This window comes from Sorangium sp. So ce406, from assembly GCF_051474675.1.
Lineage (GTDB): Bacteria > Myxococcota_A > Polyangia > Polyangiales > Polyangiaceae > Sorangium > Sorangium cellulosum_G.
This window is the reverse complement of sequence record NZ_CP150340.1, coordinates 672,961-687,973: the sequence shown is the minus strand read 5'-3', so window position 1 is coordinate 687,973 and position 15,013 is coordinate 672,961. Positions and strand designations below refer to the sequence as shown.

10 protein-coding genes are annotated in these 15,013 nt (G+C 72.6%); 3 read left to right on the top strand and 7 right to left on the bottom strand.

Going from position 1 to position 15,013, the window contains the following annotated elements; genetic code table 11:
* Positions 1 to 18: 18 nt before the first annotated feature.
* From WME96_RS02515 to sppA, 3 genes are all read right to left on the bottom strand, one after another.
* The gene (locus WME96_RS02515) at positions 19 to 522 is read right to left on the bottom strand and encodes a hypothetical protein (protein ID WP_437288589.1); all 504 of its coding nucleotides are present in this window, start codon (positions 520 to 522) and stop codon (positions 19 to 21) included.
* A 424-nt stretch (positions 523 to 946) separates the two neighbouring features.
* Positions 947 to 4,363 carry a vitamin B12-dependent ribonucleotide reductase gene (locus WME96_RS02510; protein WP_437288588.1) on the bottom strand — a complete coding sequence of 1,139 codons (3,417 nt, stop codon included), beginning with the start codon at positions 4,361 to 4,363 and terminating at the stop codon, positions 947 to 949.
* Positions 4,364 to 4,848: 485 nt separating this feature from the next.
* The gene (sppA, locus tag WME96_RS02505) at positions 4,849 to 6,633 is read right to left on the bottom strand and encodes a signal peptide peptidase SppA (RefSeq protein ID WP_437288587.1); all 1,785 of its coding nucleotides are present in this window, start codon (positions 6,631 to 6,633) and stop codon (positions 4,849 to 4,851) included.
* Positions 6,634 to 6,989: 356 nt separating this feature from the next.
* On the opposite strand from sppA, the gene WME96_RS02500 reads away from it, so the two are divergent.
* From WME96_RS02500 to WME96_RS02490, 3 genes are all read left to right on the top strand, one after another.
* Positions 6,990 to 8,681: a ribonuclease J gene (locus tag WME96_RS02500; protein ID WP_437288586.1), complete on the top strand. Its 1,692-nt coding sequence runs from the start codon at positions 6,990 to 6,992 to the stop codon at positions 8,679 to 8,681.
* On the top strand, positions 8,678 to 9,808 hold the full coding sequence (locus WME96_RS02495; protein ID WP_437288585.1) for a CHAD domain-containing protein: 1,131 nt from the start codon (positions 8,678 to 8,680) through the stop codon (positions 9,806 to 9,808). The genes WME96_RS02500 and WME96_RS02495 overlap by 4 nt, the downstream gene beginning before the upstream one ends.
* A 164-nt stretch (positions 9,809 to 9,972) precedes the next feature.
* Positions 9,973 to 11,049 carry a hypothetical protein gene (locus WME96_RS02490; RefSeq protein WP_437288584.1) on the top strand — a complete coding sequence of 359 codons (1,077 nt, stop codon included), beginning with the start codon at positions 9,973 to 9,975 and terminating at the stop codon, positions 11,047 to 11,049.
* A gap of 194 nt (positions 11,050 to 11,243) precedes the next feature.
* On the opposite strand, the gene WME96_RS02485 is transcribed toward WME96_RS02490, so the two are convergent.
* The 4 genes from WME96_RS02485 to WME96_RS02470 form a co-directional block, all read right to left on the bottom strand.
* Positions 11,244 to 11,813: a peptidylprolyl isomerase gene (locus WME96_RS02485; RefSeq protein WP_433932995.1), complete on the bottom strand. Its 570-nt coding sequence runs from the start codon at positions 11,811 to 11,813 to the stop codon at positions 11,244 to 11,246.
* 133 nt (positions 11,814 to 11,946) lie between these two features.
* On the bottom strand, positions 11,947 to 13,158 hold the full coding sequence (locus WME96_RS02480) for a thiolase family protein (RefSeq protein ID WP_437288583.1): 1,212 nt from the start codon (positions 13,156 to 13,158) through the stop codon (positions 11,947 to 11,949).
* Between the two features lie 388 nt (positions 13,159 to 13,546).
* Complete coding sequence (locus tag WME96_RS02475) at positions 13,547 to 14,356, bottom strand: TPM domain-containing protein (RefSeq protein WP_437288582.1); 810 nt, start codon at positions 14,354 to 14,356, stop codon at positions 13,547 to 13,549.
* Between the two features lie 11 nt (positions 14,357 to 14,367).
* Positions 14,368 to 14,955, bottom strand: a complete 588-nt coding sequence (locus WME96_RS02470) for a LemA family protein (protein WP_437288581.1) — start codon at positions 14,953 to 14,955, stop codon at positions 14,368 to 14,370.
* Between the last annotated feature and the right edge of the window lie 58 nt (positions 14,956 to 15,013).

Here is a 15,013-nt window from a genome sequence, read left to right as displayed (position 1 = left end):
GCCGTCTGGCGTCGCGGCTCAGTTGCACTCGGCGGGCGGTGTGGTCCCGGTGAGGCTCGCTCGGATCTGGGTGAGCGCCTTGGCGCGCGGGGTCTTCCCGCTCTTCACGAGCTTCTCGATCCCGGCGCAGAGGTGGGATGCCGTCGCCGCCTTCGACTTGGCCTCTTCCGACTTCCCCGACTTGGTGGCGACCGCGTGGAGCGCCGTGCAGCACGCCTGGATGGAGGCACCTCCTCCGCGGCCCGTCGTCGTCCCCGCCCCCACATTTGCATCTGCCGCTGCTGGTTCAGCGGACCCCGCGGCGGCGGGCTCCTGCGCCGCCGCGGGCTCCTGCGCTGCCGCGGGCTCCTGGGTCGCAACGGGCGTCGGGGTCGCGGTGGGCACGGGATCGGCGGCCACCGGCGCGACGGATGGCGTGGGCGTGGCGATCGTCTCCGGCTCTGCTTCTTCTTTCTGACAGGCGCCGGACAGGATGCCGCAGGTGAGAACGACGAAGGCAATGGACGAACGCGACCGGATCATGCCTCGTCTTTTACAGAGCTCCGCGAAGCACAGCCATCCGGCTGGCCCGGTACAAGCACGTCCGGGTGTCCCCGCAGCACTCTCGCGCAGCGCGAGGCCCCGTCTCCCACCGCCCGCGCTCCCCGCCCTGCCCTCCGCGATCGCCCCCGCGATCCGCATCACCGCGTCTCGCCGTCCGCGCTCTCCCAGGCGATCGCCCCTCGCCCCCCCTTTTCCCCCCGGGCTGGCGGGGGTGGGGGTGATGCGGGAGGGGCGGGCGGGGGTAGGGCCCCACGAATCCGAGCGCCGGCCCGCAGCGCAGCGACGCGCGTCAAGTCCCGGCCCCCCCGTTCACGAGGCACTAGCCACCAAGAGGCGCGAGTTCGTGGGAGGGGCCCCCCGCCCGCCCCTCCCGCATCACCCCCACCCCCGCCCGTCGCCTAGCCTAGCTGCATCCCATGCTGTTGCCGCAGTTGAGGCACTTGTAGCAGGCCCCGTTGCGCACGGTGATGTGCCCGCACCCGTCGCAGACCGGCGCGTCGCCCATCATGTCCTCGAGCTGCGCGTCGAGCGCGCTCGCCGTCCGGCCCCCGCCCTCGATCAGCACGGCCGCCGGCGAGGCCTGCGAGAACGACGCCACGCCGCTCTCCTGGGCGCGCGACTCGACCGGGTCCTCCATGGCCGAGGTGACCGGCTGCACGTGGGCGAGGTCGTAGCGGTTCAGGTACTCGACCCCGAGCACGCGGAAGAGGTAGTCCACGATCGACGTCGAGAACTTCACGTAGTCGTGCCCCTCGACGACGCCCTGCGGCTCGAACCGGGTGAAGGTGTACTGCTCGACGAACGTCTCGAGCGGCACGCCGTACTGGAGCCCGATCGACACCGCCATCGCGAAGCAGTTCATCATCGACCGGAACGCGGCCCCCTCCTTGTGGAGGTCGATGAAGATCTCGCCGAGCGTCCCGTCGTCGTACTCGCCGGTGCGGAGGTAGATCTTGTGCCCGCCGACGCGCGCCTCCTGCGTGAAGCCCTTGCGCTTCCTGGGCAGGCGGAACCGCTCCGGCGCCGCCGCCGAGGGCGAGCGCGGGCGCGGCTGGAGCGCGGCCGCCGCCTGGAGCACAGGCCCGGCGATCTCGGCCTTGTCCGCCTTGTCGGCCTTGCTCTTCGCGTCCTTGCTCTCGCTCGTGCTCGAGGTCGACGAGAGCGGCTGCGACGCCTTGCAGCCGTCGCGGTAGAGCGCGACCGCCTTGAGCCCGAGCCGCCACCCCTCCTCGTAGATCCGCTGCACGTCCTCGACCGTCGCGTCGTTCGGCAGGTTGACGGTCTTCGAGATGGCGCCGGACAGGAACGGCTGCGCCGCGGCCATCATCCGGACGTGCGCCATCGGCGCGAGGTACCGCCGGCCCTTCTTGCCGCAGCGGTTGGCGCAGTCGAACACCGCGTAGTGCTCCTCGCGCAGGTGCGGCGCGCCCTCCACCGTCATGCGGCCGATGATCGTCTCGTTCGCCTCCTCGATCTCCGCGGGCGAGAAGCCGAGGTGCTGGAGCAGCGAGAACCCGAAGCGCGCCCGCGACTCCTTGGAGACGCCGAGGCGGTCGTACGCCTCCTCGCCGAGGATCCAGGGGCCGAAGGCGAGATCCAGATCGAACACGCCCGGGATGGCGGCCTCGACCTTCGCGAGGTCGTCGTTCGTGAGCCCCTTGGCCTTGAGCGACGCCCGGTTCACGTGCGGCGCCGCGAGGAGGGTGTTCGTGCCGGAGACGTAGGCGACGATCTCCTGCACCTCCGCCTCGGGGTAGCCGAGCCGTCGGAGCGCCTCGGGCACGGACTGGTTCACGATCTTGAAGTAGCCGCCGCCCGCGAGCTTCTTGAACTTCACGAGCGAGAAGTCGGGCTCGATGCCCGTCGTGTCGCAGTCCATCAGCAGGCCAATGGTGCCGGTGGGCGCGAGCACCGTCGCCTGGGCGTTGCGGTAGCCGTGCTCCTGCCCGAGCCGCACCGCCTCGTCCCAGTCGGCGCACGCCGCCCGCCAGAGCGACTCCGGGCAGCGGTCGCGGTCGATCGCGTACGCGGCGTCGCGGTGCATGCCCATCACCCGGAGCATCGGCTCGCGGTTCCGCGGGAAGCCGGCGAACGGCCCCTTCGCGGCGGCCATCTCGGCCGAGACCCGGTAGGCGTGGCCGCAGAGGATCGCGGTGAGCGCGCCGGCGACCGAGCGCCCCTGGTCGGAGTCGTACGGGATGCCCTGCAGCATGAGCAGGGTGCCCAGGTTGGCGTAGCCGAGCCCGAGCGGCCGGTAGTCGTGCGAGTTCTTCGCGATGCTCCGGGTCGGGTAGGCCGAGAAATCGACGAGGATCTCCTGCGCGACGAAGAACACCCGGACGGCGTGGCGGTAGCCCTCGATGTCGAACGAGCCGTCCTCGCGGAGGAACCGGGTGAGGTTCAGGCTCGACAGGTTGCAGGCCGAGTCGTCGAGGAACATGTACTCCGAGCACGGGTTCGAGGCGTTGATGCGCGCCGTGTTCGGGCAGGTGTGCCAGCGGTTGATCGTCGTGTCGTACTGCACGCCCGGATCGGCGCAGCCCCACGCCGCCTCGGCGATCTGGCGCCAGAGATCCTTCGCGCTCAGCGTGTCGACGACCTCGCCGGTCGTCCGGGAGCGCGTCTCCCACGACGCGCCCGTCGCCGCCGCGCGCATGAACTCGTCGCTCACGCGCACCGAGTTGTTCGAGTTCTGCCCGCTGACGGTGTGGTAGGCCTCGCCGTTGAAGTCGGACGGGTACCCCGCGGAGATGAGCGCCATCGCCTTCTTCTCCTCGCGGACCTTCCACTGGATGAAGTCGACGATCTCCGGGTGGTCCATGTCGAGGCAGACCATCTTGGCGGCGCGCCGCGTCGTCCCGCCGCTCTTGGTCGCGCCGGCAGCGCGGTCGAACACCTCGAGGAAGCTCATGAGCCCCGAGCTCGTCCCGCCGCCCGAGAGCTTCTCCTGCTTCCCGCGGATCGCGCTGAAGTTCGTCCCCGTGCCCGACCCGTACTTGAACAGCCGGGCCTCGCTCTTCACGAGGTCGTAGATGCTCATCAGGTCGTCCTGGACCGCCTGGATGAAGCACGCGGAGCACTGCGGCCGCTCGTAGGCGTTCCGGGTCTCGACGATCTCGTCGACCGCGCCCGCCCGCTGCGCCGCCGCGCCCGCCTTCACGGCGGCGCTCCCGTTCCCCGCGTCGGCCGACGCCTCGTTCCACGCGTAGTTGCCGCCCGACCCCTCGATGCCGTAGCGGTGGTAGAGCCCGCAGTTGAACCAGACGGGCGAGTTGAACGCGCCGTACTGGTGGACGAGCAGGTACGAGAGCTCCGCCTCGAAGGTGTCGGCCTCCTTGGTCGAGGCGAAGTAGCCGCCGAAGTGCTCGCCCGCCTCGCGGATGGTGCGCGCGAGCCGGTGCACGACCTGGCGGACGCTCGTCTCGCCGAGCTCCTTCTTGCCGTGGATCCCTGCCTTGCGGAAGTACTTGGAGACGACGATGTCGGTCGCGAGCTGCGACCAGCCGGCGGGGATCTCGGCCCCTTCCATCTTGAAGACGACCGAGCCGTCGGGGTTGGTGATGACGCTCGAGCGGCGCTCCCAGGTGACCTCGTCGAGCGGGTCCGCGCCGCGCTGCGTGAACCGCCGCTCGAACGCGAGCCCGCGCGGCCGCGAGGCCCCCTTCTTCGCGGCCGTCTTCGCGGCCGCGCCGTTGGTCTGCGCCTTGGCAGCCCCCCCGGTCACCGGACGGGCCCCTCCTTCTTCCTTCGTCCGCGCCGTCATCTTGCCGTTCCCGGCGGGAAGCTTACCGCCGTCACCCACAACTGCCGACTGGGCCATTTCCAAGTCCTCCTGTGAGCCACCGCACCTGTCGGTGGCCCGGGTCCTACCGAAAGCACAAAGAGTTCCCTGGAGACGACGAGGCGCTTATCGCCTCGATCTCCCCCGGGTCCTCGTCGCTTCTCCCCGACTACCTGCTCAAACGTTCCGTTTCACGAGCAGTGAGCATAGTTTCAGGTGCCATGCCTGAAAGGCGTGCGCCGACATTCGGGAGCGCCTGACCGCCTGCTAGTCAAACCCGCGAAGCCTCCGTGCGTCAAGGAGAACCGCTACATCTTGGGATCTCCGGCCGAACAGGGCCCACATATGGGGTCCCGTCCGTCCGACCCACGTTTCGTAGCGTTCTCTGAGCAGCTCTGAACAAGTGCTACCCAACGGGCGCACAGATTGCTCACAGCTTTCCCCCGATAAAATCGCCCGCCGCCCGGAAAGCTACCCAACAATCCCCCACGCTCCCACCCCTCCCACAGCCGTCGCACCTCGAGTCAGTCGAGCTCCGCCGCTTCCCCGCAGTACGCGAGCACCCGCTCGCCCTCGCAGTGGATCGCGAGCTCGACCTCCGCCGCCAGCCCCCGCAGCCCGACGAGCTCGAGCAGCGTCGGCACCGGCGCCGGCAGCAGCGGCGGCGGCGGGATGTACCGCGACGCCCGCACGATGGTCGGCTCGATGGTCGACGCCGTCGGCCCGATCATCTGGCGCAGCTCGTGGAGCGCCCGCTCGAACCCGCCGAGCATGTCGACGAGCCCGCGCGCCTGCGCCTCCGCGCCGCTGTAGACGCGCCCCTGCGCGAGCGGCTCGATCTCCTCGACCGGCCGCCTGCGACCGCGCGCGACGACGCGGAGGAACGTCCCGTAGATCGCGTCGAGCTCGCGCTCCATCACCGACCGCTCTCCCGCGTCGAGCCGGCGCGACGGCGAGAACAGATCGGCCCGCGCGCCGCGCTTCACGACGTCGGTCGAGACGCCGAGGCGCTCGAGCAGCGGACCGAGCGCGAAGCGCGCCGAGACCACGCCGATGCTCCCCGTGATCGTCTGCGGCTGCGCCACGATCGCGTGCGCCGCCGCCGCCACGTAGTACCCGCCGCTCGCCGCCACGTTCGACATGCACGCCACGACAGGCTTCACCTCCGCGAGCCGCGTGACCTCGTGGTGGATCCTGTCCGACGCGAGCGCCGAGCCGCCAGGCGAGTCGATGTGGAGGATGACCCCCCGGATGCGCGGGTTCTGACGCGCCGCGCGCAGGCTCGCGACCAGCCGCTCCTCGCTCGCCAGCGAGGCGCCCCGGAAGTGGGCGCGGCTGACGATCGCGCCGTGCACCTCGACGACGCCGATGATCGGGCGCGGCCACATCGGCCGCAGCGAGAGCGCGCGCCGCGCGCCGAGGTAGCGCGACGCCGACACGAGGCGCGTCCTCGCAGGATGAGCGGCCGCGCGCGCCCCGCCGCCCGCGTCGCCGGCGCCGCCCTGGGCGCGGCGCGGCGAGATCGTGCCGGGGAGCAGCCCCGTCGCGAGCATGTGCTCGAGCTCGTCCTCGTACGCGACAGCGTCGACGATGCCCCGCGCCACCGCCTGCTCCGCGCCGTAGGGGGCCTCGTCGATCCACCGCGCGGCCGTCTCGCGGTCGACGCGGCGCCCCTGCGCGAGCGACGCGATCAGATCGGCGAAGCGCGCGTCGAGCAGCGCGCCGACCTGCTCGCGCTGCGCGTCGCTCATCGCGTCGCGCACGAGCGCCTCGCCGGCGTTCTTGTACATGCCCTTCGCGAACACCTCGGGCTCGACGCCGACCTGCTCCAGCGCGCGGCGCACGTAGCGCCCCTCCACCGCGAACCCGAGCGGCGACACCAGCGTCTCGGGCCCGACGACGACGGCCCGCGCCGCGGAGGCGAGCAGGAGCATCGTGTTGTCGGCCCCCATCGGCAGGTAGGCGACGATGTCCTTGCCCCCCGCCCGGATCTCGAGGAGCGCGTCCCGCAGCGAGGCGATCACCGCGGGCCCCGCGTGGACCGAGCGCATCCGGAGGAGCAGCCCCGCGGGGCGCGGGTCCTTCATCAGGTGCTTGCCCAGCTCCCGCACGCGCTCCACCGAGAGCGGCGCCCGCTGCCTCGGCCGCCACCAGAGGGCGAGCCGGACCCGCGGGGGCTGAAGATCGACAACGCGGCCGTCGATTTCGAGGACGACATACCCGCCGCGTGGTGCAGCAAACGCCCAGCGGAGCGCGCTGACCGGGAGCAGCAGCAGGCGGAAGAGATTGATGAGCAGGGCAGCGATCACCGGTGGCTCCTGGGGACGTTCAGAGGAGAGGCAGCGCCGCGCCCGCCGCCGAGCGGCGGCCGGGCCACGGCGGGGGAGAGCCGGGGAAGACAAGGTGCGCAGGAACGGACCGCGCGGCGCGAGCCCCGGGCGACCCGTGACGCCGGCGCCGCGGACCGCGCGCCGGCGCTGGAAAGAGAGAGCGTGACGCAAGGGGCCACCCTGTGGCTACACTGTCGCGCTAAGTTTCGAAGGGGACGGCGAGCGGATCTCGTTCTACGTCGTGAAGCCGTCGTCCTCTCTCCTACAGACCAGCTCAGCAAGCCGCGGGCCGCGGGCCCCCGGCGACCTGGGTGGCAGACCCCCCTCCACGGAACGTGCATCCCGAGCAGAGCGCCCCCGCCACGAGCCAGCTCCCCCCGCCAGCCCCGTCCACCTTGCGGCTCGTGCCTCTCGGCGGCCTCGGCGAGGTCGGGATGAACTGCCTCGCGCTCGAGCAGGCAGACGGTCTGCTGCTCATCGACTGCGGCGTGACGTTCCCGAGCTCGGACCTCGGCGTCGACGTCTACCACCCGCGCTTCGATCACGTGCTCGCGCTCCGCGACCGGGTGCGCGGCGTCGTGCTGACGCACGGCCACGAGGACCACATCGGCGGGCTGCCGTTCCTCCTGCGCCACCTCGACGTCCCCGTCTGGGGCCCGCCGCACGCGCTGGAGCTCGTGCGTTACCGGCTCGCCGAGCACGGGCTCGAGGACAAGGCGCGGCTCGTGGCGACGCAGGTCGGGCGCGAGGTCGCGATCGGCGGCTTCGTCGTGGAGCCGCTCCGGGTGACGCACTCGATCGTCGACGCCACCGCGCTCGCGATCCACACGGCCGCGGGGCTCATCGTCCACACCGGGGACTTCAAGCTGGACCCGTCGCCGCTCGACGGCGAGCCGACCGACGAGGCCCGCTTCCGCGCGCTCGGCAACGACGGGGTCCGGCTGCTGCTCTCCGACAGCACCAACGTGGACTCGCCCGGCGAGGCGGGCAGCGAGCGCGACGTCGCCCACGCGCTGGCCGAGCTCGTCGAGACCGCGCCGGCGCGCGTCGTGATCGGCGTCTTCGCCTCCAACGTCCAGCGCCTGCTCGCCCTCGGTCAGGCCGCGGTCCGCGCCCGCCGCAAGATCTGCCTCCTCGGCCGCAGCGTGCAGACGCACGTGCGGGCCGCGCAGGCCGTGGGGCGGCTGCCGTGGCCGAGCGACCTGCTCGTGCCGCCCGAGGTCGCGTCGTCCATGCCGCGGGAGCGGCTCCTCGTCGTCGCGAGCGGCACCCAGGCCGAGCGGGCCTCCACGCTGACGCGGTTCGCGTCGGGGACGCACCCGCACCTGCGCCTGGAGGAGGGGGATCGGGTCATCCTCTCGAGCCGGGTCATCCCGGGCAACGATCGTCCGGTCGTCGACATGATGGCCGGGCTGCTCCGCCTGGGCGTGGAGCTCGTGACCTGGTCGACGGATCGGCGCGTCCACGCGAGCGGGCACGCGCATCGAACGGAACAGACACGCATGATCGACATGACGCAGCCACGCAGCTTCCTCCCGGTGCACGGCGCGCTGCACCATCTGACGCGGCACGCGGCGCTCGCGCGGGAGCGCGGCGTGTCCGAGGTGCTCGTCGCCGAGAACGGCCACGTCGTCGAGATCGGCGCGACGCAGCCGCTCGGGCGGAGCGGCCGGGCCGTCGCCGGCCGCGTGGCGACGGCGAGCGGCGAGGAGCTCGGGGAGGAGGTCCTCCGGGAGCGCGCGAACCTCGGCCGCTCCGGGGTGGCGTTCGTGTCGCTGGTCGTCGACGTGCACGGCGCCCTCGCGGCGCCGCCGCAGGTCCTCGCCCGCGGCGTCACCGGCGAGCTCGAGGGGGGCGCGCTGAGGGCCGCGGCGCGCGCGGTCGCGCAGGCGGTGAACGACTGCGAGCCGCGCGCGCGGCGCCGCGACAACGACATCATCGAGGCGGCGCGGCTCGCGGCGCGCCGGACGATCGAGGCGAAGCTCGGGAGGCGCCCGCTGGTGACAGTGGCGCTCACGCGGCTGTGACGCCCCAGGGGGGGAGCGCCCCGCCGCCGGGCGGCGGCGAGGGCGGCGGCGGCGAGGGCGGCGACGGCGGCGGAGGCGACGGCGGCAGAGGTGGCGAGGCCCGCGGCGCGAAGCTCTCCGCCGCGGACTTCCTGCGGCCGGTGCTGCTCTCCTACATCGACCGCGTGCGCGCCGACGCGCGGCGCGTCGTCGCCACCAGCGCCCAGGGCGAGGGCGCCGAGCCGGACGTCGAGGCGGTGCACGACTTCCGGGTCTCGCTCCGCCGGCTGCGGACGCTGCTCAAGCCGGCGCGGCGCATCTACGGCAAGCGGCGTCTCCGGCCCATCGCCGATGGGCTCCGGGAGTTCGCGCGGGCGACCGGGACGCTGCGCGACGAGGAGGTGCTGCGCGAGACGCTCACCGCGCTCGAGCTGGGCGACGAGGCGAGGGCCGCCGTCGACGCGTGGGTCCAGCGGCGATCGCGCCGGGAGCACGAGGCGCGTGCGCACATCGTCGAGCTGCTCCGGCGGGACCGTCCGGGCGAAGCGGGCGCGGCGCAGGCCGACGCGCCGGCGCGGGGCGACGCGGGCGCGGCGCGGGCCGACGCGCCCGCGCCGGGCGACGCGGGCGCGGCGCAGGCCGACGCGCCGGCGCGGGGCAAGCGGCTTCGGCTGGAGAAGCACCTCGCGCGGCTCGAGCGGCGCGTCTCGCGCAAGAAGAAGGCGAAGCGGCGCGGCGCCGAGGCGCTCGCGCGGCGCGCGATCGGCGACACCCTCGACGACGTGCGCGGCCTGGCGGCGGCCGATCCGAGCGACGGCGCGGCCATGCACGCGCTCCGGATCCGCTTCAAGCGGCTGCGTTACTCCGCCGAGACGTTCTCCCCGCTCTTCGGTGAGCGCGCCGAGCGCACGGCCAGGTCCGCGTCGCGGCTCCAGCGCCGCCTCGGTCAGCTCCACGACGTCGACGAGGCGCTCGCGCAGATGAGGGACGCCGAAGGGCTGTCGCCCGCCGAGCGCGCGGCCGTCACCGACGCGCTCGGCGCAGAGAGGGCGCGGCTCGCCCACAAGGCGACCGAGGAGCTCACGCGGGAGCTCGAGACGCTCGCGGCGCTCTGGTCGGACGAGCCGCCCGCGCCCCCGCCCGGGTGACGCAGCGCGCGGCGCGCAGCGCAGCACGGAGCGCCGCAGCAAGGACGCCGCCGACAGGTACGGAGGTTCGCCGGCCGCGGAGCCCGCCATGAGGGCAGGCGGTTCGTGATACCGTCGCCAGGGCTTCTTTTCCGAGGCGAAGCTCGCCGATCCCGGAGGTCGTGTTGCGCCGCTCTGCCTTCCCAAGCGTCACCGCGCTCGTCGCTCTCCTCGCGGCGAGCGCCTGCACCCAGGACTTCGATCAGTTCAACCCCTTGCCCTCCCCGGGCTCGTCCGGGAGCTCCGGCGGGGCCGGCGGCGGTCAGGCGACGACGACCGCGGGCACCACGGGCAGCGGCGCAGGCGGCGGCGAGCAATGCCTGAACGGCGACGATGACGACCGTGACGGCGAGGTCGACTGCGCCGACGACGACTGCAGCGGGTTCACCTGCGTCGCCGTCCCCGAGGGCTGGCAGGGGCCCGGCATCCTGTACGCAGGCCCCGCGGCGGCGGACGTCGATTGCCCCGCGGACTTCCCCACGCGCGTGGACGTGGGCGGCCGCGATCCCGTCGACGAGCCGGCGACCTGCAGCCCGTGCTCGTGCGGCGCGCCGGACGTCGCGTGCGAGACGCCGGCGGTCACGGTCTACGGGGACGGCGGGTGCGGCGGGGCGAGCGTGACGCTGCCGGTGCGATCGGAGGACTGCAACAACCTCGGCGGTGACTTCCAGCCGGGCAGCTACAGCGGCGAAGCGCCCGACGTGGATTCGGCGACGTGCGCCGCGTCGGGCGGCGAGGCGACATTGCCGCCGCCGCGCTTCGGCACCGAGGGCGTCGTGTGCGCTCCCGGGCCGGACGCCGGCGGCTGCGCGGCAGGCGAGGCGTGCGCCCCGCGCGAGCTCGACGCGCCGTTCGAGCAGGGCGCCTGCATCTGGCGCGAGGGCGAGCGGCGCTGCCCCGAGGAATTCGGCGAGCGACACGTGTTCGCGAGCTCCATGATCGACGACCGCGGCTGCACGCGGTGCACGTGCGACGCGAGCGGCGTGAGCTGCGCAGCGACGCTGACGCTCTTCGAGAGGAGCGGCTGCCGGACGCCGGTCGAGACCGTGCCGTTCGACGGGGTCTGCGTCGACGATCCGCCCCCCGCCGTTTCGGTGAGGATCGAGGTGACCGGAGCCGGCAGCTGCCGGCCGCGCGGCGGCGAGCCCAGGGGAGAGATCGAGGAAGGCGAGGACAGGATCACCGTCTGCTGCGCCCGCTGAGCGGGCGCAGCGCGGCGCGCCTCCCGGCCTGTCCGGGAGGGCGCAGGAGGGCGCGCGTTCCGGAAGAAAGATGAATCTTCTTCCCTACTTACCGCACTCCCCCGGCGTCTCGCCCTCGCTCGCCAGCCGCCATCCGTCGACGGGGCTCGCCGCGCCGCGCGCCGCGGGGCGCCGTCGCGCGGCGCTCGACGGCGCTACTGCCGGAAGATCTCGACGCGCTCGAGGACGACGTCCTGGTTCGGCCGATCGCGCGTGGTCGCCACGTTGGCGATGCGGTTGACGACGTCGAGGCCGCTCACGACCTTGCCGAACACCGAGTGCCGGTTGTCGAGGTGCGGCGTGGGCCCCTCGGTGATGAACCACTGCGCGCCGTTCGTGTTCTTGCCGGAGTTCGCCATGGAGAGCACGCCGGGGCCGTCGTGCCGCAGCGCGGGGTTGAACTCGTCCTCGAACTTGTAGCCCGGGCCGCCGGTGCCCCAGCGCGCCGCCATGTCCGGGTGGCGCGAGAGCGGATCGCCGCACTGGATCATGAAGCCCGAGATGACGCGGTGAAAGCGGACGCCGTCGTAACAGGGCGTGCCCTGCATGCCCTCGCCGGTCTTCGGATCGGTCCACTTGATGGCGCCCGTGGCGAGGCCGACGAAGTTCTTGACGGTGTTGGGCGCGCGCTGCTCCTCGAGCCGGACGACGATGTCGCCGAGCGAGGTCTTCAGTCGGGCGTGCAGCTCGCCGGTGCCGGGCACGTTGATCGCGGGGAATTGCATCGGGCCTTCTCCTCTTCCTTGCCGCCGGGGCGGCGACGTCAGCCGAAGGAGGAGAGCCGCAGGGCCCCCCTCGCTGCGTTCTGGTGCGGCGGTCTTAGCGCATCTCGCGCCGCGGAAGAGGGGCGAATTTGCCTCAGGCGCGCTCGAAGAGCGTCGCGATGCCCTGGCCCACGCCGATGCACAGCGAGGCGACCCCGACCTTGGCGCCGCGCGCGCGCATCGCATGCGCGAGCGTGCACGCGATGCGCGCGCCCGAGCAGCCGATCGGGTGTCCGAGCGCGATCGATCCGCCGCGCACGTTCACGCGCGCCGGGTCGAGCTCCAGCGCCCGCGAGCACGCGAGCGCCTGCGCCGCGAACGCCTCGTTGAGCTCGAACAGATCCACGTTGGGCACGCGCAGCCCGGTCCGCTGGAGGAGCTTCTTCACCGCGGGGATCGGCCCCTCGCCCATCAGGTTCGGATCCACCCCCGCGGTCGCTGTCGCGATGACGCGCGCGAGCGGCGTCACGCCGGCGGCCTGGACGGCGTCGCTCGAGGCGAGCAGGAGGGCGGCGGCGCCGTCGTTGAGCGGCGACGAGTTGCCCGCCGTGACGGATCCGCCCTCGCGGAAGGCCGGCTTGAGCTTCGCCAGCGCCTCGAGCGAGGCGTCGGCGCGCACGGACTCGTCGCGATCGAACAGGACGGGATCGCCCTTCTTCTGCGGGACGGGGACGGGGACCACCTCGGCGTTGAAGCCGCCCGACTCCCAGGCGAGCGTGGCGCGCTCGTGGGACAGCAGCGCGAACCGGTCCTGCTCCTCACGGCTGATGCCGTGCTTCTTGGCCACGTTCTCGGCGGTCTCGCCCATCGACTGGAGCTCGAACCGCGCGGCCATCCTCGGGTTCGGGTAGCGCCAGCCGAGGGTCGTGTCGTAGACGGTCGGCGCGCTACGGTCGAACCGCTCGGCCTGCTTCGGCATCGAGAACGGCGCGCGCGTCATGCTCTCGACGCCACCGGCGATCGCGCAGTCGGCCTCGCCGGTGGCGATCATGCGCGCGGCGTCGGCCACCGCCTCGAGCCCCGAGCCGCAGAGGCGGTTCACCGTCACGCCCGGGACCTCGTACGGGAGCCCGGCGAGCAGCGCGGCCATCCGCGCGACGTTGCGGTTGTCCTCTCCGGCCTGGTTCGTCGCGCCGAAGACGACCTGGTCGAGGCGCGGCGCGAGCGAGGGATGGCGGCGCACGAGCGCGTCGAGGACGAGCGCCGCGAGGTCGTCGGGGCGGATCATCGCCAGGGCGCCGGCGTAACGGGCGATCGGGGTCCGGACAGCGTCGACGACGAAGACAGGGCGGAGAGCAACAGCCATGCAGCGATCGTAGCTTTGCCTGGTGAAGGCGCCGTTGAAGATCGCGTGAGCACGACCTCGGCTCCGTCTCCGTTCCGCGCGCGCGTCGCTCGCGACTTCATGTCGCGCCCGCCCGCCGGTTCGCGCCGGGCTGGATGCAGCCGCGCGGCCCGCGCTCGCAAGCAGGAGGACAACTCCCTACCTCGAATCTCACCGGGTGTCCGGTATTCCCCTGACACGGCACGTGCCAAGCTCCAGAGACGGCAGTATTCTGCGGAAAGTGGAACAGGGAGGCGGGGAGACAGAGAGTGTTTGAAGGTTTTCCTCCCCGCCTCCCTGTGAATTTCCGGAATTTGAGGATGCCTCAGGATCCGTTCTGTACGCCGTGAATTGATCGAGCCGTGCCAGCTCAGTAGCTGCCGCTCGACCCGCCGCCGCCGGAGCGACCGCCGCCGCCGCCGCCGAACCCGGATCCACCGCCGCCGAACCCGGATCCACCGCCGCCGCGGCCTCCGCCGCCGCCCCGGAAGAGGATCGCCTGCAGGGCGAACCAGAGGAACCAGCGGAAGGTGGGCGAGATGAGCGCGAGCAGGAGCCCCGCCACCACGGCGATGACCGTGACGCCGACCTTGATCGGCGAGGCCGGGGTGGGCGCAGGCCGCGTGCCAGGGGCCGGGCGCCGTTCCCCCTCGGGCGTCCCGGCGATGAGCGCCCGGGCGATCTCGGTCGTCCCCTGGTCGATGGCGTCGCGGAATCGATCCTGCTGGAGCAGCGGGCTGATCGTCTGCCGGATGATGTCGTTCGACTGGAGATCCGTGAGCGCTCCGCCCACGCCCTTGCCCGTCTCGATCCGGACGCGCCGCTCGGACGGGGCGATCACGAGGAGGACGCCGTTGTCGGCCCCCCGCTGGCCGAGCTGCCACGCGTTGAACGCCTCGTAGGCGACGTCCTCGATCGTCTCCCCTTCGAGCGATCCGGCCACGAAGGCGACGATCTCGAACCCGGTCTGGCGGCGGATGCGGTCGAGCTTCGCGTCGAGGGCGCGGACGTCGGCCGGGTCGAGCCGCCCCGCCGTGTCGACGACGTGCCCGGTGAGCGCCGGCGGCTTGAACTCGGCCACGGCGGGCCGGGCGACGAGCGCGCAGACCAGCGCCACCGCGGCCGCGACGGCCCTGACCACGGCCCGCAGCCGCGCTCCGCTCGAGACAACCGGACGCATCGCCGCCTCCCTCAATCGAACGAGACCTTGGGCGCCGTCTGCACCTCGGGAGAGGCGGTGAAGTACACGCGCGGCTTGAACGGCTGGCCCGTGGCCTTGTTCACCACCTGGCCACGGATCTTGAGGAGCTCCGCGTTGTACTCGCGCGCCGCCTGGTTGTACTCCTCGCGCGCCCGGAGGATCCGGTTCTCGATGCCCTCGAGCTGGACCTGGAGGCTATGGAAGCCCTGGCTCGCCTTCAGATCCGGGTATTGCTCCTGCACGACGAGGAGCCGTGACAGCGAGCCGCTGAGCTGCTCCTGCGCCTTCTGGAAGGCCTGCACCTTCTCGGGGTCGGTCAGGTCCTCCGCGTTGAGCTGGATGCTGGTGGCGCGGGCGCGCGCCTCGGCGACGCTCGCCAGCGTCTGCTCCTCGTGCTTGGCCGACGCCTTCACGACCGCCACCAGGTTCGGGACGAGGTCGTAGCGCCGCTGGAGGTTCGCCTCGAGATCCGACCATTTCTGGGCCGCGATCTGATCCTTCTCGACGAGCACATCGTAGCGCTGGCAGCCCATCACCGACGCGATGAGCGCGAGCACCGCCAGGAAAACGGGGACCACCGCCAGGCGCTTCCGAAACGTCAAAGGGTGAACAATCCGCATGACTGACTCCACGGTC